Consider the following 18,673-nt stretch of genomic DNA (forward strand, 5'->3'; position numbering starts at 1 on the left):
CCTTAGTCGTCTTTGGAACGGGAGGCGACGGCCTGCGCAATCAGCGCATTCATGTCGGCGGCGCGCTCGGTAGTGCGGTCGAACTGGAAGTGCAGCGTGGGCACCGTGTGGATGTGCAGGCGCTTGAAGAGGCCATTGCGCAGGAAGCCCGCCGCCTGGTTGAGCGCCTCGGTGGTCTCCACCGGGTCGCCCACCAGCAGGCTGAAGAAGACCTTCGCATGCGCGTAGTCGGGCGTGACCTCGACCGCCTGGATCGTCACCATGCCCACCCGCGGATCCTTGAGCTCGCGCGCGATCAGCTCCGTCAGATCGCGCTGGATCTGATCAGCGACCTTGAAGGCGCGATTGGGGGTTGCGGCTTTTCTCTTCGGCATGGCCAGGATCGTGACGTCTTGGTACGCCTTACAACGTACGCGCGATCTCCTTGATCTCGAAGAACTCCAGCTGATCACCTTCCTTGATGTCGTTGTAGTTCTTGAGCTTGATACCGCACTCGAAGCCTTCACGCACCTCGCGCACGTCGTCCTTCATCCGCTTGAGCGACTCGAGTTCGCCCGTGTAGATGACCACGTTGTCGCGCAGCAGGCGGAAATGCGCGCTGCGGGTGACATAGCCCGACGTGACGTAGCAGCCAGCGACCGTGCCGATCTTGGAGGCAACGAACACGGTGCGGATCTCGGCCGACCCGATGATCTCTTCGCGCCGTTCGGGCGCCAGCATGCCGGCCATTGCCGTCTTCAGCTCGTCCACCGCGTCATAGATGATGCTGTAGTAGCTGATGGCGACGTTGTTGCCCTCGGCCAGGCGGCGCGCGCCGGCGTCGGCCCGCACGTTGAAACCGATGACCGTGGCCTTCGAGGCAATCGCGAGGTTGATGTCCGACTCGCTGATGCCGCCCACTGCCGCGTACACCACCTGCACCTTGACCTCGTCGGTCGAGAGCTTGAGCAGCGACTGTGCGAGCGCTTCCTGCGAGCCCTGGACGTCGGCCTTGATGATGATGGGCAGAGTCTTGACCTCGGCGCCCAATTCCGAGAACACGTTCTCGAACTTGGCGGCCTGCTGCTTGGCCAGCTTGGTGTTGCGGAACTTGCCGGCGCGGTAGGTCGCGATCTCGCGCGCACGTCGCTCGTCGCCCATCACCATGAACTCGTCGCCGGCTTGCGGCACCTCCGTCAGGCCTTGGATCTCCACCGGGATCGAAGGACCGGCTTCCTTCGTGGGCTTGCCGTCCTCGTCCAGCATGGCGCGCACGCGGCCGTATGTCGAGCCGGCCAGCACCACGTCGCCGATCTTGAGCGTGCCGGATTGCACCAGCACAGTTGCGACGGGGCCGCGCCCCTTGTCGAGCTGCGCTTCGATCACGAGGCCCTTGGCGGCCGCATCGACCGGTGCCTTGAGCTCCAGCACCTCGGCCTGCAGCAGCACCTGCTCCAGCAGATCGTCCACGCCCTGGCCGGTCTTGGCGGACACCGACACGAAGGGGGTGTCGCCGCCGTACTCCTCAGGCACTACCTGCTCGGCCACCAGTTCCTGCTTGACGCGGTCGAGGTTGGCATCAGGCTTGTCGATCTTGTTGATCGCCACCACGATCGGCACGTTGGCCGCCTTGGCGTGGCTGATCGCTTCCTTGGTCTGGGGCATGACGCCGTCGTCCGCTGCCACCACCAGGATCACGATGTCGGTCGCCTGCGCGCCGCGGGCTCGCATGGCGGTGAAGGCCTCGTGGCCCGGCGTGTCGAGGAAGGACACCATGCCTCGCTCGGTCTGAACGTGGTAGGCACCGATGTGCTGCGTGATGCCGCCAGCCTCGCCCGCAGCGACCTTGGTGCGGCGGATGTAGTCCAGCAGCGAGGTCTTGCCGTGGTCGACGTGACCCATCACGGTCACGACCGGCGCGCGCGGCAGCGCCTCGGCGAGTTGAGCCGAAACGTCCTCATCGGTGAAGGCCTCGGGATCGTCCAGCGCGGCGACGACCGCGCTATGGCCCATTTCCTCCACGATGATCATCGCGGTGTCCTGGTCCAGCGATTGATTGATGGTTGCCATCTGCCCCAGCTTCATCAACTGCTTGATGACCTCAGAGGCCTTGACCGCCATCTTGTGCGCCAGCTCGGAAACCGTGATGGTTTCGGGCACGTGCACTTCAAGCACGCGCGCCTCGACCGGCGCTGCCTGTACTCGTTCTTCCTGGCCGCCACGGTCATTGCCCCGACGTCCGCGCGGACCTCCACGCCAGTTGCCGCGGCCAACGCCGCCGCTGGCATCTCCACGGGTCTTGATTTCCTTCTTCTTGGCGGTGTCGCCCGCCCAGCTCGACGAGAGCTTGGCCGACTTGACTTCCTTGCCAGCGCCCGGAGCCGCTGCACCGGGTGCACCCGGCGCCGCGGTGCGAGCAGCCGGCGCGGTCGGCTTGTGCAGCGTGCCCTTGACGCCTGCCGCCTTGGCTTCCTGCGCGACCTTCTCAGGCGCCTTGTGCGGCACCAGCACGCGGGCAGGCGCATTCATCATGGCGCGTATGGCTTCCGCCTCGGCCAGCGCCTTGCGGCGACGTTCGTCGAGGTCCTTGGCACGGGCGGCTTCCTCATCGGCCCGCGCTTTCGATTCGGCAGCCGCCTTGACCTTGGCGTCTTCCTTGACCTGGGCAGCGGCAGCTTCGGCAGCGGCCTTGCGGTCGGCCACGGCAGGGGCTTCCTCGGGCGCTTCGGGTGCGCCCTCGGTCACGGCGGCTGCGGCCTTTTCCGCGGCGGCCTTCGCACGCGCGGCGCGGGCCTGCTGCTCTACCTGTTCGGCACGCTCGGCCTTCTCGCGCTCGCGTGCCTCGGCTTCCTCGCGCAGACGGCGCTTTTCGACCAGCTCTTCCTCCTGGCGGCGGATCAGCTCGGCCTGGCGGCGCGCCTCTTCCTCGCGGCGTGCGAGTTCGGCTTCGTCGACGCGCGGCGCGGCGGGCTCGGCGGCGGACGGCGCAGGAACGTCGGCAACCCCCCTCACGGGCTCGGGCGTTGCCGGATGTCCCTCGTCGCGCTGGATGAAGGTGCGCTTCTTGCGCACTTCGACCTGGATCGTGCGCGCGCGCCCGGTGGCGTCGGCCTGCTTGATCTCCGTGGTCGATTTCTTCGTCAGCGTGATCTTCTTGCGCTCAGGCTCGACCGTGCCATGGCTGGCCTTCAGGAAGCCAAGCAGGCGCTGCTTGTCCGCTTCGGTAAGTGCGTCGGTGACGGCGGCCTTGGGCACGCCCGCGCTCTTGAGCTGGTCAAGCAGGATTTCGGGCGTCTTCTTGAGCTCGTTCGCGAACTCGGCGACAGTGGTACTGGACATATTGCTTTCGTGCCTCCATGACCATCACTCTTGGCCAGCGAACCAGTGTTCGCGGGCCTTCAAGATCAGATTCTTGGCTTCATCGGCGCTCTGGCCGGTGATTTCGGTGAGTTCGTCGACCGCGAGGTCGGCAAGGTCGTCGCGCGTGTGCACGCCCGCCTCGGCCAGCTTCGGGATCAGGGCGGGGTCGAGGCCCGCAAGATCGCGCAGGTCCTGCGAGACGCTCTCGACGTTCTCTTCCCGGGCGATTTCCATGGTGAGCAGCGCATCCTTGGCGCGCGAACGCAGCTCGTTGATCGTGTCCTCGTCGAAGCTCTCGATCTCGAGCAGCTCGGAGATCGGCACGTAGGCCACCTCCTCCAGGCTGGTAAAGCCCTCGGAGATCAGGATGTCGGCGATCTCTTCATCGACGTCCAGCTTCTCCATGAAGAGCTTGCGACTGGCGTCGGTCTCGGTCGCCTGCTTCTGGGCAGACTCGTTGGCATCCATGATGTTGATCTTCCACCCGGTCAGGTCGGAAGCGAGCCGCACGTTCTGGCCGCCGCGGCCGATGGCGATGGCGAGGTTTTCCTCGTCGACCACCACATCCATGGCGTGCTTTTCCTCGTCGACCACGATCGAGGAAACGTTGGCCGGCGCCAGTGCGCCGATCACGAACTGGGCCGGGTCTTCGCTCCACAGGACGATGTCCACGCGCTCGCCGGCGAGCTCGTTGGTGACTGCGTTGACGCGCGTGCCGCGCACGCCGACGCAGGTGCCGATCGGGTCGACCCGCTTGTCGTGCGAAAGCACGGCAATCTTGGCGCGGGAGCCGGGGTCGCGGGCACAGCTCTTGATCTCAAGCAGGCCCTGCTCGATCTCGGGCACCTCCTGGCGGAACAGCTCGATCATGAACTCAGGTGCCGCGCGCGACAGGATGATGGGCGCGCCACGTAGCGTCAGGTCGACTTCCATGATCATCGCCCGCACACGGTCGCCGTTGCGCAGGTTCTCCTTGGAGATCATCTCGCTGCGGCGCAAGCGCCCTTCGACGCGGCCCGCCTCGACGATGATGTCGCCCTTGTCCAGGCGCTTGACGGTGCCGGTGAAGATCTTCTCGCCGCGCGACATGAAGTCGTTGAGCAGCATTTCGCGCTCGGCGTCGCGGATCTTCTGCAGGATGACCTGCTTGGCCGCCATCGCACCGATGCGCCCGATCGGTACCGAATCCACGGACTCCTCGATGTACTCGTCGACCTCGATGTCGGGCATCTCTTCCTTAGCCTCGAACAGCAGGATCTCCTGGTCGGGCAACTGCAGGCCGGCCTCGTCGGGCACCACGTGCCAGCGACGGAAGGTCTCGTAGTCGCCACTGTCGCGATCCACCGCAACACGGATGTCCACATCGCCCGGGTAGAGCTTCTTGGTGGCTTGCGCCAAGGCGGACTCGACCGCGCCGAAGACGACGTCGCGCTCGACGTTCTTCTCGCGCGAGATCGCATCCACCAACATCAACATTTCGCGATTCATGCCACCACTCTCCTTGTTCATTCCGACGCTGTCATGTCGGGTTTGGGCCTGCGGCCCTTGAAATCCACGATCGGGGCGAGCCGCGCCTCGCGCACCTCGTCCAGGGTAAAGCCCAGCGCCTGCATTGCGGCGGGCGCGCGCTTCCTGCTGATCTTCTGCCCGGGCTTGGGCGCCGTCTTTCCTTCGGGCTCCTGCGCCCAGACGATCTGCCAGGCCTGGGACCCCTCGGCCCCTGCGGCCCGTTCCAGCGTGCCGCGAAACTTCTTGCGGTTGGCTGCTACCTGGCCACCCGCGGCGGCGCCCATGGGCGCCTTGAGCGTGATGTCGATCACCTCGCCGACGAAACGTTCGAAATCCTGCGCATTGCGCAGCGGCCGGTCGATCCCGGGAGAAGAAACCTCGAGCCGCTTGTAATCGATGCTCTCCACTTCCAGCGCGAACTGCAGCTGGCGGGTAACCTTCTCGCAATCCTCGACGGTGACGAGAACCTCCGGCGCGCCGGCCGCCGCTGCGTCCGATGTGGGGCCGCTCCAAGGCAAATCAATCGTGACACGCAGCAGTCCTCCCGCCGAGCGTTCGATCTCGACCAGGTCGTAGCCGAGGCCGGCCACGGTTCGTTCCACTGTCTGCTGCAATGCCACGTGCTTGGGTGCGCCTTCTGCGTGTGCTCGGTGCGCCGCCCGCCCAGCGCCCCGAAAAAATGCTTCGACCAATAAAAAACGGGCGGTAGGTACCCGCCCGTTTGGTCGTGAGCCTCGAATTATATGCCAAAGGTGTCAGTAAGCGCTCCTTTTACGCGGCAAAGGCGCCTGCCGGCCTCCTTGCGCGCCACCAGACACAGGCGAACAGCAGCGCGCCAAGCGCCAGCACCGCAGCAGCCGCCAACAGCGGGACGGTGAAGGACCCCGTACGCTGGGCCAGGGGGGCGGCGAAGAGCGGCCCCAGGATCTGCCCGACCCCATAGGACGCAGTCGCATACCCGATCAGCCCCGACGCAGCGTTGCCTCGAAGGCGGCGCGCCTCCCGCACTGCGAACAGGCTGATTGCCGTGAACGGCAGGCCCAGCAGCAGGCTGCCCAGCATGAAGCCGCCGATGCTCGGCCAGGCGACCGACAGCAGCACTCCGAGTGCCTGCAGCCCATAGGCGAGGGCAAGCAGCAGACGGTTGTCCCACCGGACGGGCGCCCGGGCGCCGATCAGCGCACCGGGAACCACCGCCAGACCAACCAGCGGCCAGAAGAAGTCGGGCCAGGACGAGCCCGGCAGCGCTTGGCGCGCAATGACGGGCAGGAAGGTCGCAGTAATGATGTAGCCGAAGCCGGCGAGGCTGTACAGCGCGACCAGCCACCGCGCGTCCGCGCGGGCGGCGGTGAGGTCGGCGGGTCCGGCAGGGGCCGCGCCTGTCGGCGCAGTGCGCGCCAAGGCATGTGCACCGTCGCCGAAGATGCGCCAGACGCCGACGATCAGCACCACGGACAGCAATCCGAAGCCGATCCAGCCCGCCGCCGAGCCCCAATGTCCGACGGCGCCGCCCAGCAGCCCCGTGAGGGCGATACCGATCCCCGGGCCTGTGTAGATCACCCCCTGCAACGTTGGCGCGTGCGTTTCGGCCAGGCGCCTGAGCCCCCAGCCCGACGCGAAGACGAAGGTCCAGGCGCTCACGACGCCGGCGGCCGTGCGCAGAATGCCCCAGGCGGCAAAATTGTCCCAGAGCCCCATCCCCAGCAGCAGCGCCGCTGTGGCAACCAGGCCGCAGCGCACCATGGTGGCAGCCTCGATCCGGATCACCGCACAGGACAGCGCGCCCACAAAATAGCCCAGGTAGTTGAGCGAGGCCAGCAGTCCGCCCGCCTCCAGCCCCACCTTTCCCTCGTGCAGCATGATCGGCAGCAAGGGCGTGAAGGCAAATCGCCCGAGGCCCATCGCCACGGCCAGGGCCACCATGCAGGCCAGCGCTGCGCGCCATGCGGCACGCCGGTCGCTTCCGATTGTCGACATTGATCTGTTTCCGGGTTCTCTCGATCAGCCAGCGGCCGCGGCCACGAGCTTCTGCGTATAGGGATGCTCCGGCGCATCGAGGACGCGAAGGGCAGCGCCGCACTCGAGGATTGCGCCATCCTTCATCACGATGACCTGGTGCGCCATGGCCCGAATCACCTCGACATCGTGCGTGATCAGCAGGTAGCTCAGGCCCCGCTCGCGCTGCAGGCGCTGGAGCAGCCCCAGCACCTGTTTCTGAATGGTAACGTCGAGGGCGCTGGTGGGCTCGTCGAGCACCAGGAGCCGCGGCCCGACGATCAGGGCCCGCGCGATGGCCAGGCGCTGCCGCTGGCCACCGGAGAATTCGTGGGGATAGCGCGCGAGGAGCGACGGGAACTGCGCCTCTGTCAGACCCACATCAGCCAAGGCTTCGAGCGCGCGCACGCGGCGGCCGGCAATGTCGAGCTCGGGTGCATGCACCGTCAGGCCTTCGCCGACGATCTGCTCCACCGTCATGCGCGGCGAGAGCGAGGAGAACGGGTCTTGGAACACCACTTGCATCTGCCGCCGCAGCGCGCGGTCGCTCGCCCTGCCGCTGTTCCAGCGCTTGCCCTCGACGCCGAGGCTACCGCTGTGCTTGAGCAGTCCCAACGCGGCCAGGGCGAGGGTCGACTTGCCTGAGCCCGACTCCCCCACTACCCCCAGGGTCTCCCCTGCTCCAATGCGAAAGTCGGCGCCTTGTACTGCTACGAACTCGCCCTTGCGAAACCAGCCGGCGAAGCCGGGGATCGAGACCGGATAGCCCACCCGCAGGGCTTGGGCCTCCAGCACCGGCGGCTCCTGCCGAGGGGGCACGGGCGGCACATCGCGGGCTGGCCGGCTGTCGATCAGCTTGCGGGTGTAGGGATGCTGCGGGGCGCCGAACACGTCGGCCACGGCGCCCTGTTCGACGATGTACCCGTTTTCCATCACCGCCACCCGGTCTGCGAAGCGGCGCACCATGTTGAGGTCGTGCGTGATCAGCAGCACGGCCATTCGGTGTTTGTCCTGGAGTTCGGCCAGCAGGTCCAGAATCTGTGCCCGCACGGTCACGTCGAGCGCCGTGGTGGGTTCGTCGGCGAGCAGCAGGCGCGGCTTGCAGGCCAATGCCATGGCGATCATGGCGCGCTGGCGCTGGCCACCCGACAGCTGGTGCGGAAATGCCCGCGCACGTCGCGCCGGCTCAGGGATGCCGGTGTCGGCCAGGAGCTGGACCGCTGCCTCCTGCGCCGCATGCCTGGGCAGCGCCTCGTGCGTTTCCAGGACCTCGGCAATCTGGTCGCCCACGGTGTAGAGCGCGTTCAGCGCCGTCATCGGCTCCTGGAAGATCATCGCGATCTCCTTGCCGCGAATGGCACGCAGCTCACGCTCCCGCAGCGACAACAGATCGCGCGCGCCTGCGCCCTCCTCTGCGCCTGCCAGGCGCGCGCGGCCGGACACCTCGGCGTTCTGGACCAGCCGAAGAAGACTCAGCGCAGTGACGGTCTTCCCCGAGCCCGATTCACCCACCAGGGCCAGCTTTTCTCCAGGCGCGATGCCGAAGTCGATCCCATGAACGACCTCTTTGCCGCCAAAGGCCACGCGCAGGCCCCGGACCTCGAGCAAGGCGGCGCTCATGGCTTGCTTGGGCCAGCCCGGCGCGGTGCTCATCGATCGGCCTTCCGAGGATCGAGCGCATCGCGCAATGCATCGCCCATGAAGGTCAGCAGCATCAGTGTCACGACGAGCACCGCGAAGGTTGAAAGCGAGATCCACCAGGCATCGATGTTGGCCTTGCCCTGGCTCAGCAGCTCGCCCAGCGACGGCGTACCCGGCGGCACTCCCAGCCCAAGGAAGTCGAGCGAGGTCAGCGCCAGGATGGCCGCGCTCATGCGAAAGGGCAGGAAGGTCACCACCGGCGTCATGCTGTTGGGCAGGATGTGGCGCCACATGATCTGCAGATTGCCCACGCCGAGCGCACGCGCAGCGCGCACATAGTCCATCTGGCGGTTGCGCAGGAACTCCGCGCGCACGTAGTCCGAAAGGCCCATCCAGCCGAACAAGCTCAGAAGGATCAGCAGCAGGGCCACGCTGGGCGCGAAGATGGCGCTGAAGATGATCAGCAGGTACAGCTCGGGCATGGAACCCCAGATCTCGATGAAGCGCTGGAAGGCGAGATCGGTCTTGCCGCCGAAGTACCCCTGGACCGCCCCGGTGATGATGCCCAGCACCACGCCGATGACGGTGAGCGCCAGCGCAAAAAGCACACTGACGCGAAAGCCGTAGATCAGTTGCGCCAGCAGGTCGCGGCCGCGGTCGTCGGTACCGAAAAGGTTTTCGCCGGACGGTGCGGCCGGATTCGGCGCCTTGGCAAAGTAGTTGAGCGTGCGCGGGCCATACGGGTTGGGCGCGTAGAGGGCCCAGTTGGCTCCGCTGGTGATGCGCTCACGAATGAAGGGATCGAGGTAGTCGGCAGGTGTCTCGAAGTCCCCGCCGAAGGTCTTTTCGGAGTAGTCGCGCAGCACCGGAAAGTAAGTCTGTCCTTCGTAGTGCACGACCAACGGGCGATCAGTGGAAAGCACCTCCGCGAACAGGCTCAGCACGACCAGGATGCTGAAGAGCATGAGGCTCCAGAGACCCAGCTTGTTGCGCTTGAAGCGCAGCCAGGCACGGCGGGCGGGGCCGGGACTGACTGCCGGTCCAGCCTGGCCAGCCGATGCCGCCACTTGCCCGTCGAAAGGCCCAGAACGACCGGCTGTGATGGGAGATTCAATCGAACTTGACACGCGGATCCACCCACACGTAGCAAAGGTCGCTGAGCAGCTTGGTCACCAGTCCGATCAGCGTGAAGAGATAGAGCGTGCCCAGCACCACCGGGTAGTCGCGCCGAATGACGCTTTCGTAGCTCAACAGGCCCAGTCCGTCGAGCGAGAACAGGGTTTCGATGAGCAGCGAGCCTGTGAAGAAGGCGCCGATGAAGGCCGCCGGAAAGCCCGTGATGATGGGGATCAGGGCGTTTCGGAAGACATGTTTCCAGAGCACGCGACGGTCGCTCAAGCCCTTCGCGCGCGCGGTCAGGACGTACTGCTTGCGGATCTCCTCGAGAAAGGAGTTCTTGGTCAGCATGGCAGTCACGGCGAAGCTGCCGAGCACCATGGCCGTGATCGGCAGCGTGATGTGCCACAGGTAGTCGACGATGCGGGCGCCCCAGCTCATGCTTTCCCAGTTGGACGAGGTCAATCCTCGCAACGGAAACCACTGGAGCTGGCCGCCGAAGATCACGAGCAGCGCCACGCCGAGCACGAAGCCCGGAATGGCATAGCCGATCAGGACGAAGAGCGTCGTGATGAAGTCGAAGCGCGTTCCGGCGCGTACTGCCTTGGCGACGCCCAGCGGCACGGCGATCAGGTAGCTGATGAAGAAAGTCCACAGGCCCAGGCTGATCGACACCGGCAGCTTCTCCTTGACCAGCTGCCACACCGCCTTGCGCTGGTAGAAGCTGTTGCCCAGATCGAAGCGTGCATAGCCCTTGAGCATCTGCCAGAAACGTTCCAGCGGCGGCTTGTCGAAGCCGTAGAGCTGCTTGATCTCCTCGATGCGCTTCGGGTCCAGGCCCTGGCGGCCCCGATAGCCCGCGCCGCTGGCAGCGGCCCGCTCGCCGCCGGAGTCGCGGCCCTGCAGCTGCGACACCATCTGCTCCACCGGCCCGCCGGGCACGAACTGGATGACGCCGAAGGTCACGATCAGCACCCCCAGCAGCGTGGGCACCATCAGCAGCAGCCGTTTGAGGATATAGCTGGCCATCGCGAGGTGCCCTACTTGTTCGAGGGCGAAGCCCACCACGTCGACACGGCCCAGGTGCCGGCGTCGTAATACGGGGGCAGCACCTTGGGAAGCACGAAGCGCCCGGGCCGATACCCGACCAGGAAGCTGTTGCTCGTCCATTGAGGGATCGAGTAGTAGCCATGGGAGAGCACCCGGTCGAGCGAGCGCATGGCGGCCGACAGTTGGGGCCGCGTGGTGGCTTCCACGACCTTCTGCAACAACGCATCGACAGCCGGATCGCGGATGCCCCAGATGTTGGCGGAGCCCGATGTGTCCGCCGCCTTGGAGCCGAAGTAGTCGAACAGTTCGCCGCCGGGCGCCGTGGTGCCCGGCTTGCGCAGGCTGCTGAATTCGAAGTCGAATTCATCCATGCGCTGCTGGTAGAGCGAGCCATCCACGTTGCGGATGCTGAGCTCGATACCGAGCTTGCGCATCGCGGCCTGCATCGGCAGCACGAGCCGGTTGCCCGAGGGCTGCGCGTTCAGGTACTCGATGGTCATGGCTTCGCCCTTCGAGTCGCGCAGCGCGCCGTCGCGGTAGGTCCAGCCGGCATCGGCCAGCAAGGCACGCGCCTTGCGCAGGTTTTCGCGCAGGCTGGAGGGCGGGTCGGTGCTGGGTGGCACCGGCGCGGGGCCGAAGACTTCGGGCCGAAGCTGCTTGCGCAGCGGTTCGAGCAGCGCCAGTTCGTCGGGTCCAGGCAGGCCTTCGGCATGGAAGTCGCTATTGGGGAAGTACCCCACCGCCCGCTTGTACAGCCCATAGAACATCTGCCGGTTGAGCCACTCGAAATCCATGGTCAGGCCCAGTGCCTGCCGCACCCGGATGTCCTGGAACTTCGGCTTTCGCAGATTGAAGATGTACCCTTGAAAATCGCCGGGGTTGCGGTTTTCAAACGCCTGCTTCCGGAGCTCGCCGGTCTCGAAGGCCTTGCCATAGTACTGGCGAGCCCAGTTGCGCGAAATGAACTCGCGCATGAAGTCGAACTCGCCGGCCTTCAGTCCTTCGAAGCGCGCCGTCTCGTCCAGGTAGAGCTTGTAGGTGACACGATCGAAGTTGAGCTGGCCTCTTCTAACCGCGAGATGGGCACCCCAGTACTTGGGATCACGCACGTAGGTGATGTCGCGCCCCAGCCGCGCACTGGCCGGCTGGTAGGGCCCGGATGCAATGGGGAGTTCGGCGTTGATCTGGTCGAAAGGCTTGCCGCCACCCCAGGCGCGGCTGAAGACGGCCATGCCGCCGACCACGAGGGGGAGCTCCCGGTTGCTGCTCGCGAAGTCGAAGCGCACGGTGCGCTCGTCCAGCGCCTTCGCGCCTTTCACTTCGGCATAAATGGTCTTGAACTGGGGCGCCGCCAGTTTGCCGGTCAAGGTGTCGAACGAATAGACCACATCGGCCGCAAGCACGGGCGTGCCGTCGTTGAAGCGCGCTTCCGGACGGATCCTGAAGGTTGCGGAGTGCTTGTCCGATGCCACTTCCACATCTTCGGCGAGCAGGCCGTAGGCCGTGGTGGGCTCCTCGTCGTTGCCGATGAGCAGGCTCTCGAATACCAGTTGCCCCAAGCCAGCGGGCGGAGTGCCTTTGAGGGTGAAGGGATTGAACTTGTCGAAGTTGGTGACGGCAATCGGCGGCACCATGCGGATCTCGCCGCCCTTCGGCGCGTCCGGGTTCACGTAATCGAAATGAGTGAAACCCGGCGAGTACTTGATGTCTCCGAACTGCGCGTACGCATGGGCGGCCCACGAGGGAGCCGCCGAGAGCGCCAACACCAAGAGCAGCCAACCTCGCATGCGAGAATTCTGCCCAAGATTTTCACGAGGTCGCTCCATGGGCTTTCTTTCCGGCAAAAAATTCCTGATCACCGGCGTGCTGAGCAACCGCTCCATCGCCTACGGCATCGCCAAGGCGTGCCACCAACAAGGGGCCGAACTCGCTTTCAGCTACGTGGGCGAGCGCTTCAAGGACCGGATCACCGAATTCGCCGCCGATTTCGACTCCAGCCTGGTGTTCGACTGCGACGTCGGCGACGACGCCCAGATCGCGAAGCTGTTCACCGACCTGGCGCAGACCTGGCCCAAGTTCGATGGTTTCGTGCACAGCATCGGCTTCGCGCCGCGCGAGGCGATCGCCGGCGATTTCCTCGAGGGCCTTTCGCGCGAGGGCTTCAGGGTGGCGCATGACATCAGCGCCTACAGCTTCCCGGCCATGGCCAAGGCGGCCCTGCCCTACCTCAACGACAAATCGGCCCTGCTCACGCTCACCTACCTGGGCTCCGAGCGTGCACTGCCCAACTACAACACCATGGGCCTGGCCAAGGCATCGCTTGAGGCTTCCGTGCGCTACCTCGCGGAATCGCTTGGGCCGAAAGGCATGCGCGTCAACGGCATCAGTGCGGGGCCCATCAAGACGCTGGCAGCCAGCGGCATCAAGGGCTTCGGCAAGATCCTCGCGGTGGTTGCGGACGTCTCGCCGATCCGCCGCAACGTCACGATCGAGGAAGTGGGCAACGTCGCCGCCTTCCTGCTGAGCGACCTGGCCAGCGGCGTGACGGCCGAGATCACGTACGTCGACGGCGGCTTCAGCCAGGTGGTCGGCGGCATCGCCGAATAGCTGCGCCGCGCCGCGCGGCTGCCGGCAGCAGACCGGCCTGCATCAACACAAGAAAATCATTCAGGGAACAACACATGGATCGTCGAAAGCTCCTGCTTCTCGGCCCAGCGCTCGCGCTGGCGCCCTTTGCGCTGGCAAATGCAGCTGCGTCGAAGCTCATGCTCGCCGATGTCTATCACCGCGGCATGCCGCTCGCCGACTACTGGGTCAGCGAGAAGTTCGATGGAATGCGCGGCTACTGGGACGGAAGGCAGCTCTGGACGCGTGGTGGCGAGCGCGTGGCCGCGCCCGCCTGGTTCACCGCAGCGCTGCCCGCGGTGCCGATGGACGGCGAACTGTGGGCCGGCCGCGGGCGCTTCGCGGAGACGGTGTCCACAGTGCGCGACCAGATCCCGAACGACCCGGCCTGGCGAAGCATCCGCTTCATGGTCTTCGACCTGCCGGCGCAGCCTGGCGACTTCACGGCCCGGCTGGCCGCGCTGCGCAAGCTGCTGCCATTGAAGGACGCTCCCTGGGTGATCCCGGTGCCGCAGGCCAGGGCCGGCACGCACGAGGAACTGCAGGCGCTGCTCGACAAGACAGTGGGCATGGGCGGCGAAGGCCTGGTGCTTCATCGGGGTGGCTCCGTCTATCGCGGAGAACGATCGGCCGACTTGCTCAAGTTCAAACCCTACGACGATGCTGACGCCCGGGTACTGGCGCATGTACCAGGCCGCGGGCGTCACGCCGGCCGCATGGGTGCGCTGCTGGTCGAGACACCCGAGGGCCGGCGCTTCAAGCTCGGCGGGGGCTTCACGGACGCGCAGCGCGAACAGCCGCCCGCGGCGGGGAGCTGGGTCAGCTATCGCTACAACGGCACGAACCCCGGCGGCCTGCCGAGGTTCGCGCGCTTCCTGCGAGTGAGGGGCGACCTCGCCTCCTCTTCCTAGGCTACCGAACGCTCACTTGGGCAGCAGCACCTTGTCGACGACGTGGATCACGCCGTTGGACTGGTAGACATCGGCGGTGCTCACGGTGGCCCAGCCGCCGTTCTCGTCGCCCACCATGATCTTGCCGCCGCTTTCCTTGGCCATGAGCGTGCCGCCTGCCGCGGTCTTGAGAGTGGCCATGCCTTTGCCGTCCATGATCTGGCTGCCCAGCGCCGCGGCATCGAGCTTGCCGGGTACCACGTGGTAGGTCAGCACTGCCGTCAGCTTGCCCTTGTTCTCTGGCTTGAGCAGCGTGTCGACGGTGCCGGCCGGCAAGGCGGCGAAGGCTGCGTTGGTCGGCGCGAACACGGTGAAGGGGCCTGGGCCCTTGAGGGTTTCGACCAGTCCGGCGGCCTTCACCGCGGCAACCAGCGTGGTGTGGTCCTTCGAATTGACGGCGTTGTCGATGATGTCCTTGGTCGCCAACATCGGCGCTCCGCCGACCATGACTTGCGCGGACGCGGCGGCCGCGCCGACGGCCATCGCGGCGGCCAGGGTGATGGAGGCGATACGGTGGAAGCTGCTGCTCATGAAAGGCTCCTTTGGGGTGGCACCGGCACCGAAATGGCGGCGGCTGCAATCAATACGGAGGGCGAGCCAAGTTGGATTGCCCCGCCCGACGCGAAATGCTGCGTTTCAGGCCCGCTTACCATCGGCGGATGTCCTGGCACTCTTCGACGCACGAAGCACACACGCACCCCCTCTGCATCGAAGCGCGCAAACCGTGAGCTTGAGCGGACCCATCGTCCTGGCAGTACTCTTCGGCGCCCTGCTCCACGCCGCCTGGAACGCGCTCATCAAGTCGGGCATCGACAAGCCGCTGGACACCGCGCTGGTTCACAGCATGGGCATCTTCATCGCCGTTCCGCTCGTGATGATCACGGGCTTGCCGCCGCGCGCTGCCTGGCCCTACATGGCGACTTCGTTGTTGATCCACATCGCGTACTACACGGCACTGGCCGGCGCCTACAAGCATGGGGACCTGAGCCTCACCTATCCGGTGATGCGCGGGTGCGCGCCGTTGCTCGTCGCCATGGGCAGCGCGACGTTCATCGGCGAGGCGATCTCGGTGACAGCCTGGATCGGCGTCGCCCTGCTGTGCGTCGGCGTGGTCACGCTGGGGCTGTCACGCTCGGTGCTGCGCGAGAACGATGATTCACGGCGCAGCAAGGCGCTCGGTTTCGCGCTGGCCAATGCTGCGGTGATTGCCCTCTACACCGTCGTCGATGGCATCGGGGTGCGCGTCTCGGGCAATGCGCTGGCCTACGTGGCGACCCTGTTCCTGTTCGACGGCATCCCCTACATGCTGCTGGTGCTCTGGCGCCGTCCGGGCAAGCGCCGCGCGGCGCTCGAGTACATGGCAGGCCGATGGAAGCTGGCACTGATCGGCAGCGCCGCCTCCCTGGGCAGCTACGGCATCGCGCTGTGGGCCATGACCAAGGCCCCGGTGGCGATCGTCGCGGCGCTGCGCGAAACCTCGGTGCTGTTCGCTGCGCTGATCGGCACGCTGTTCCTGCGCGAGGGCTTCGGCTGGCAGCGCGCCGCGGGCACGCTGATCATCGTGGCCGGTGTGATGGTGCTGCGCGTCGGCTGAATCCGCTCAGCCTGCGCGCACGCAGTCCGCGTAGTAGCGCTTCTTGCCGGTCTCGTCGATGCGCGCCACCAGCCCATGGATGTCGGTCTCGAAGCCCGGGCACTCGCTGTTGAACTCGCGCGCGAACTTGAGATAGTCGACGATCTTCTTGTTGAAGACCTCGCCCGGGATCAGCAGCGGAATGCCCGGCGGGTATGGGGTAATCAGACTGGTGGTGATCCGGCCCTCCAGTTGGTCGATCTCCACACGCTCGGTCTTGCGGTGCGCGATGTGGGCATAGGCATCGCTCGGCTTCATCGCCGGCTCGAGGTCGCTCAGGTACATCTCGGTCGTGAGGCGTGCCACGTCGTGGCGCGCATAGAGCTCATGGACATGCTGGCAGAGGTCGCGCAGCCCCAGGCGCTCGTAGCCCGGGTGGCTCTGGCAGAACTCAGGCAGGATGCGCCACATCGGCTGGTTGCGCGCGTAGTCGTCCTTGAACTGCTGCAGCGCCGTGAGCAGCGTGTTCCAGCGGCCCTTGGTGATGCCGATGGTGAACATGATGAAAAAGCTGTAGAGCCCTGTCTTCTCGACGATCACGCCGTGCTCGGCGAGGAACTTGGTCACGATGCTGGCCGGTATGCCGGTGGCGGCGAACTTGCCGTTCAGGTCCAGGCCCGGCGTCACGATGGTGGACTTGATCGGGTCCAGCATGTTGAAGCCATCGGCGAGCTTGCCGAAGCCGTGCCAGTTGCGTGCTCCGTTCTTGGCGTTCGGGCCACTGCGCGACTCACCGTGCATGATCCAGTCGCTGGCACGCCCGATGCCTTCCTCCACCAGCTTCTCGGGGCCCCACACCTTGAACCACCATTCGTCCTTGCCGAACTCCTCCTCCACCTTGCGCATGGCGCGGCGGAAGTCCAGCGCCTCGAGGATGCTTTCTTCCACCAGCGCCGTGCCGCCGGGCGGCTCCATCATCGCGGCGGCCACGTCGCAGCTGGCGATGATCGCGTACTGCGGGCTCGTCGAGGAGTGCATCAGGTAGGCCTCGTTGAAGAGGTCGCGATCGAGTGCACGGTTCTGCGAGTCCTGCACCAGCACGTGGCTGGCCTGGCTGATGCCGGCCAGCAGCTTGTGGGTGGACTGGGTCGCGAACACCAGCGACTCCTTGGGCCGCACACGGCGCTTGCCCATCGCGTGGTACGTGCCGTAGAACGGGTGGAAGGCCGCATGCGGCAGCCATGCCTCGTCGAAATGCAGCGTGTCGACGTAGCCGTCGAGCATGCGCTTGATGGTCTCGGTGTTGTAGATCACACCGTCGTAGGTGGACTGCGTGAGCGTCATGACGCGCGGCTTGACCTTGTCGGCATCGACATGCGAAAGCAGCGGGTTGGCGCGGATCTTGTCCCTGATGGCCGCCGGCTCGAACTCACTCCGCGGGATTGGGCCGATGATGCCGAAGTGGTTGCGCGTCGGCTTCATGAAGACGGGAATGGCGCCGGTCATGATGATGGCGTGGAGCACCGACTTGTGGCAGTTGCGGTCCACCACCACCACGTCGTCAGGGGCCACCGTGTGATGCCACACCATCTTGTTGCTGGTGCTGGTGCCGTTGGTCACAAAGAAGCAATGGTCGGCGTTGAAGATGCGCGCCGCGTTGCGCTCGCTGGCCGCCACCGGGCCGGTGTGGTCGAGCAGTTGCCCCAGTTCCTCCACCGCGTTGCAGACGTCGGCGCGCAGCATGTTTTCGCCGAAGAACTGGTGGAACATCTGGCCGACCGGACTCTTGAGGAAGGCCACGCCCCCCGAATGGCCGGGGCAGTGCCAGGAATAGGAGCCGTCTTCCGCATAGTCGATCAGCGCCTTGAAAAATGGCGGCTGCACACCTTCGAGGTAGGACTTGGCCTCCCGGATGATGTGGCGCGCCACGAACTCCGGCGTGTCCTCGAACATGTGGATGAAGCCATGGAGCTCGCGCAGGATGTCGTTCGGCAGGTGGCGCGAGGTCTTCGTCTCACCGTAGATGTAGATCGGCACGTCGGCGTTCTTGCGCCTGACTTCGCCGATGAAGTTGCGCAGGTTCAACACTGCCGGGTCCAGGTCGGGGCCCGGGGTGAACTCCTCGTCGTCGATCGACAGGATGAAGGCGCTCGCTCGGCTCTGCTGCTGGGCAAATTGGCTCAGGTCGCCGTAGCTGGTGACGCCCAGCACCTCGAAGCCTTCGCTCTCGAAGGCCTGAGCCAAGGCGCGGATACTGAGTCCCGAGGTGTTCTCGGAGCGGAAGTCCTCGTCGATGATGACGATCGGAAAGCGGAATTTCATGGGGGGCTCCGGGGGGCGGGACAAGCAAACAGGCGCGAAGTGTACGGAATTCAGATGAAGGGATGGCCGCGCTTTTGACACAGAATGTCGTGCCTTTACTTGGAGAGGAGTCGTGACATGGCAAGTTCCACCGTCTGGTGGCTGATCGCGGGCGGCGCGATCGTGCTGGAGCTGCTCTCCGGCACGGTCTATCTGCTGCTGCTGAGTGCGGGTTTCGCGGCAGCGGCCATCTCGGCGCATGCGGGTGCGGGGCTGGGCACACAGTTGGTCGTGGCAGCGGTCGTCGGCGTCGGGGCGGTGCTCGTCTGGCACACGATCCGGCGCAAGCGCCCCGCCGAGCCGCCGGCCGCCGCCAACCGCGACATCAACCTGGACATCGGCGAACGCGTCTTTGTCGAGGCCTGGAACCCCGACGGCACGGCTACCGTGCGGTACCGCGGCGCGCAATGGACGGTGGTGCCCCGGGCCGGCGCCACGCCCGCCACCGGCGAGCACCAGGTGGCCGAAGTCGTCGGCAGCAGGCTGGTCGTCGACAAGATCTGATACGCAAGCA

Annotated in this window: 15 protein-coding genes; 4 read left to right on the top strand and 11 right to left on the bottom strand. The window is 65.8% G+C overall.

Annotated elements, in window-relative coordinates; translation table 11 throughout:
- Nucleotides 1-2 precede the first annotated feature (2 nt).
- The 9 genes from rbfA to E5CHR_RS17345 form a co-directional block, all read right to left on the bottom strand.
- Complete coding sequence (rbfA, locus tag E5CHR_RS17305; RefSeq protein ID WP_068685509.1) at nucleotides 3-374, bottom strand: 30S ribosome-binding factor RbfA; 372 nt, start codon at nucleotides 372-374, stop codon at nucleotides 3-5.
- Between the two features lie 28 nt (nucleotides 375-402).
- Nucleotides 403-3,318 (bottom strand): translation initiation factor IF-2, encoded by a 2,916-nt coding sequence (infB, locus tag E5CHR_RS17310; RefSeq protein ID WP_162580987.1) that lies wholly within the window; start codon nucleotides 3,316-3,318, stop codon nucleotides 403-405.
- A gap of 24 nt (nucleotides 3,319-3,342) precedes the next feature.
- Nucleotides 3,343-4,827, bottom strand: a complete 1,485-nt coding sequence (gene nusA / locus E5CHR_RS17315) for a transcription termination factor NusA (protein WP_162580988.1) — start codon at nucleotides 4,825-4,827, stop codon at nucleotides 3,343-3,345.
- 17 nt (nucleotides 4,828-4,844) lie between these two features.
- The gene (gene rimP / locus E5CHR_RS17320) at nucleotides 4,845-5,468 is read right to left on the bottom strand and encodes a ribosome maturation factor RimP (protein WP_162580989.1); all 624 of its coding nucleotides are present in this window, start codon (nucleotides 5,466-5,468) and stop codon (nucleotides 4,845-4,847) included.
- A 151-nt stretch (nucleotides 5,469-5,619) separates the two neighbouring features.
- On the bottom strand, nucleotides 5,620-6,825 hold the full coding sequence (locus tag E5CHR_RS17325; RefSeq protein ID WP_162580990.1) for a YbfB/YjiJ family MFS transporter: 1,206 nt from the start codon (nucleotides 6,823-6,825) through the stop codon (nucleotides 5,620-5,622).
- Between the two features lie 24 nt (nucleotides 6,826-6,849).
- Nucleotides 6,850-8,463 carry an ABC transporter ATP-binding protein gene (locus tag E5CHR_RS17330; protein WP_162583766.1) on the bottom strand — a complete coding sequence of 538 codons (1,614 nt, stop codon included), beginning with the start codon at nucleotides 8,461-8,463 and terminating at the stop codon, nucleotides 6,850-6,852.
- Nucleotides 8,464-8,492: 29 nt separating this feature from the next.
- Nucleotides 8,493-9,551, bottom strand: coding sequence for an ABC transporter permease (locus tag E5CHR_RS17335; protein ID WP_162580991.1), 1,059 nt, complete (start codon nucleotides 9,549-9,551; stop codon nucleotides 8,493-8,495).
- 43 nt (nucleotides 9,552-9,594) lie between these two features.
- Nucleotides 9,595-10,629: a microcin C ABC transporter permease YejB gene (locus tag E5CHR_RS17340; protein WP_162580992.1), complete on the bottom strand. Its 1,035-nt coding sequence runs from the start codon at nucleotides 10,627-10,629 to the stop codon at nucleotides 9,595-9,597.
- An 11-nt stretch (nucleotides 10,630-10,640) separates the two neighbouring features.
- Nucleotides 10,641-12,437 (bottom strand): extracellular solute-binding protein, encoded by a 1,797-nt coding sequence (locus E5CHR_RS17345; RefSeq protein WP_162580993.1) that lies wholly within the window; start codon nucleotides 12,435-12,437, stop codon nucleotides 10,641-10,643.
- Nucleotides 12,438-12,474: 37 nt separating this feature from the next.
- Here E5CHR_RS17345 and fabI point away from each other — a divergent pair, with 37 nt between their 5' ends.
- Both fabI and E5CHR_RS17355 read left to right on the top strand, forming a co-directional pair.
- Nucleotides 12,475-13,257 (top strand): enoyl-ACP reductase FabI, encoded by a 783-nt coding sequence (gene fabI, locus E5CHR_RS17350; protein ID WP_162580994.1) that lies wholly within the window; start codon nucleotides 12,475-12,477, stop codon nucleotides 13,255-13,257.
- 74 nt (nucleotides 13,258-13,331) lie between these two features.
- Nucleotides 13,332-14,186 (top strand): DNA ligase, encoded by an 855-nt coding sequence (locus tag E5CHR_RS17355; protein WP_162580995.1) that lies wholly within the window; start codon nucleotides 13,332-13,334, stop codon nucleotides 14,184-14,186.
- Between the two features lie 12 nt (nucleotides 14,187-14,198).
- Here E5CHR_RS17355 and E5CHR_RS17360 read toward each other — a convergent pair whose 3' ends face one another.
- Nucleotides 14,199-14,756, bottom strand: coding sequence for a fasciclin domain-containing protein (locus tag E5CHR_RS17360; protein WP_162580996.1), 558 nt, complete (start codon nucleotides 14,754-14,756; stop codon nucleotides 14,199-14,201).
- Between the two features lie 193 nt (nucleotides 14,757-14,949).
- Between E5CHR_RS17360 and E5CHR_RS17365 the strand changes: the two genes are divergently transcribed.
- Complete coding sequence (locus E5CHR_RS17365) at nucleotides 14,950-15,819, top strand: EamA family transporter (protein ID WP_232062096.1); 870 nt, start codon at nucleotides 14,950-14,952, stop codon at nucleotides 15,817-15,819.
- 6 nt (nucleotides 15,820-15,825) lie between these two features.
- On the opposite strand, the gene E5CHR_RS17370 is transcribed toward E5CHR_RS17365, so the two are convergent.
- Complete coding sequence (locus E5CHR_RS17370) at nucleotides 15,826-18,120, bottom strand: arginine/lysine/ornithine decarboxylase (RefSeq protein ID WP_162580998.1); 2,295 nt, start codon at nucleotides 18,118-18,120, stop codon at nucleotides 15,826-15,828.
- 117 nt (nucleotides 18,121-18,237) lie between these two features.
- On the opposite strand from E5CHR_RS17370, the gene E5CHR_RS17375 reads away from it, so the two are divergent.
- A complete protein-coding gene (locus E5CHR_RS17375; protein ID WP_162580999.1) occupies nucleotides 18,238-18,663 on the top strand; it encodes an NfeD family protein in 426 nt (141 codons plus the stop codon).
- The last annotated feature ends 10 nt before the right edge of the window (nucleotides 18,664-18,673 follow it).

Origin of the sequence: Variovorax sp. PBS-H4, from assembly GCF_901827205.1 — a bacterium.
Taxonomy (GTDB): domain Bacteria; phylum Pseudomonadota; class Gammaproteobacteria; order Burkholderiales; family Burkholderiaceae_C; genus Variovorax.

What these genes read in the sequence shown, in the direction of transcription:
- rbfA (WP_068685509.1), bottom strand. Translation starts at nt 374, where the DNA reads ATGCCGAAGAGAAAAGCCGCAACCCCCAATCGCGCCTTCAAGGTCGCT.
- infB (WP_162580987.1), bottom strand. Translation starts at nt 3,318, where the DNA reads ATGTCCAGTACCACTGTCGCCGAGTTCGCGAACGAGCTCAAGAAGACG.
- nusA (WP_162580988.1), bottom strand. Translation starts at nt 4,827, where the DNA reads ATGAATCGCGAAATGTTGATGTTGGTGGATGCGATCTCGCGCGAGAAG.
- E5CHR_RS17325 (WP_162580990.1), bottom strand. Translation starts at nt 6,825, where the DNA reads ATGTCGACAATCGGAAGCGACCGGCGTGCCGCATGGCGCGCAGCGCTG.
- E5CHR_RS17330 (WP_162583766.1), bottom strand. Translation starts at nt 8,463, where the DNA reads ATGAGCGCCGCCTTGCTCGAGGTCCGGGGCCTGCGCGTGGCCTTTGGC.
- E5CHR_RS17340 (WP_162580992.1), bottom strand. Translation starts at nt 10,629, where the DNA reads ATGGCCAGCTATATCCTCAAACGGCTGCTGCTGATGGTGCCCACGCTG.
- E5CHR_RS17345 (WP_162580993.1), bottom strand. Translation starts at nt 12,437, where the DNA reads ATGCGAGGTTGGCTGCTCTTGGTGTTGGCGCTCTCGGCGGCTCCCTCG.
- fabI (WP_162580994.1), top strand. Translation starts at nt 12,475, where the DNA reads ATGGGCTTTCTTTCCGGCAAAAAATTCCTGATCACCGGCGTGCTGAGC.
- E5CHR_RS17355 (WP_162580995.1), top strand. Translation starts at nt 13,332, where the DNA reads ATGGATCGTCGAAAGCTCCTGCTTCTCGGCCCAGCGCTCGCGCTGGCG.
- E5CHR_RS17360 (WP_162580996.1), bottom strand. Translation starts at nt 14,756, where the DNA reads ATGAGCAGCAGCTTCCACCGTATCGCCTCCATCACCCTGGCCGCCGCG.
- E5CHR_RS17370 (WP_162580998.1), bottom strand. Translation starts at nt 18,120, where the DNA reads ATGAAATTCCGCTTTCCGATCGTCATCATCGACGAGGACTTCCGCTCC.
- E5CHR_RS17375 (WP_162580999.1), top strand. Translation starts at nt 18,238, where the DNA reads ATGGCAAGTTCCACCGTCTGGTGGCTGATCGCGGGCGGCGCGATCGTG.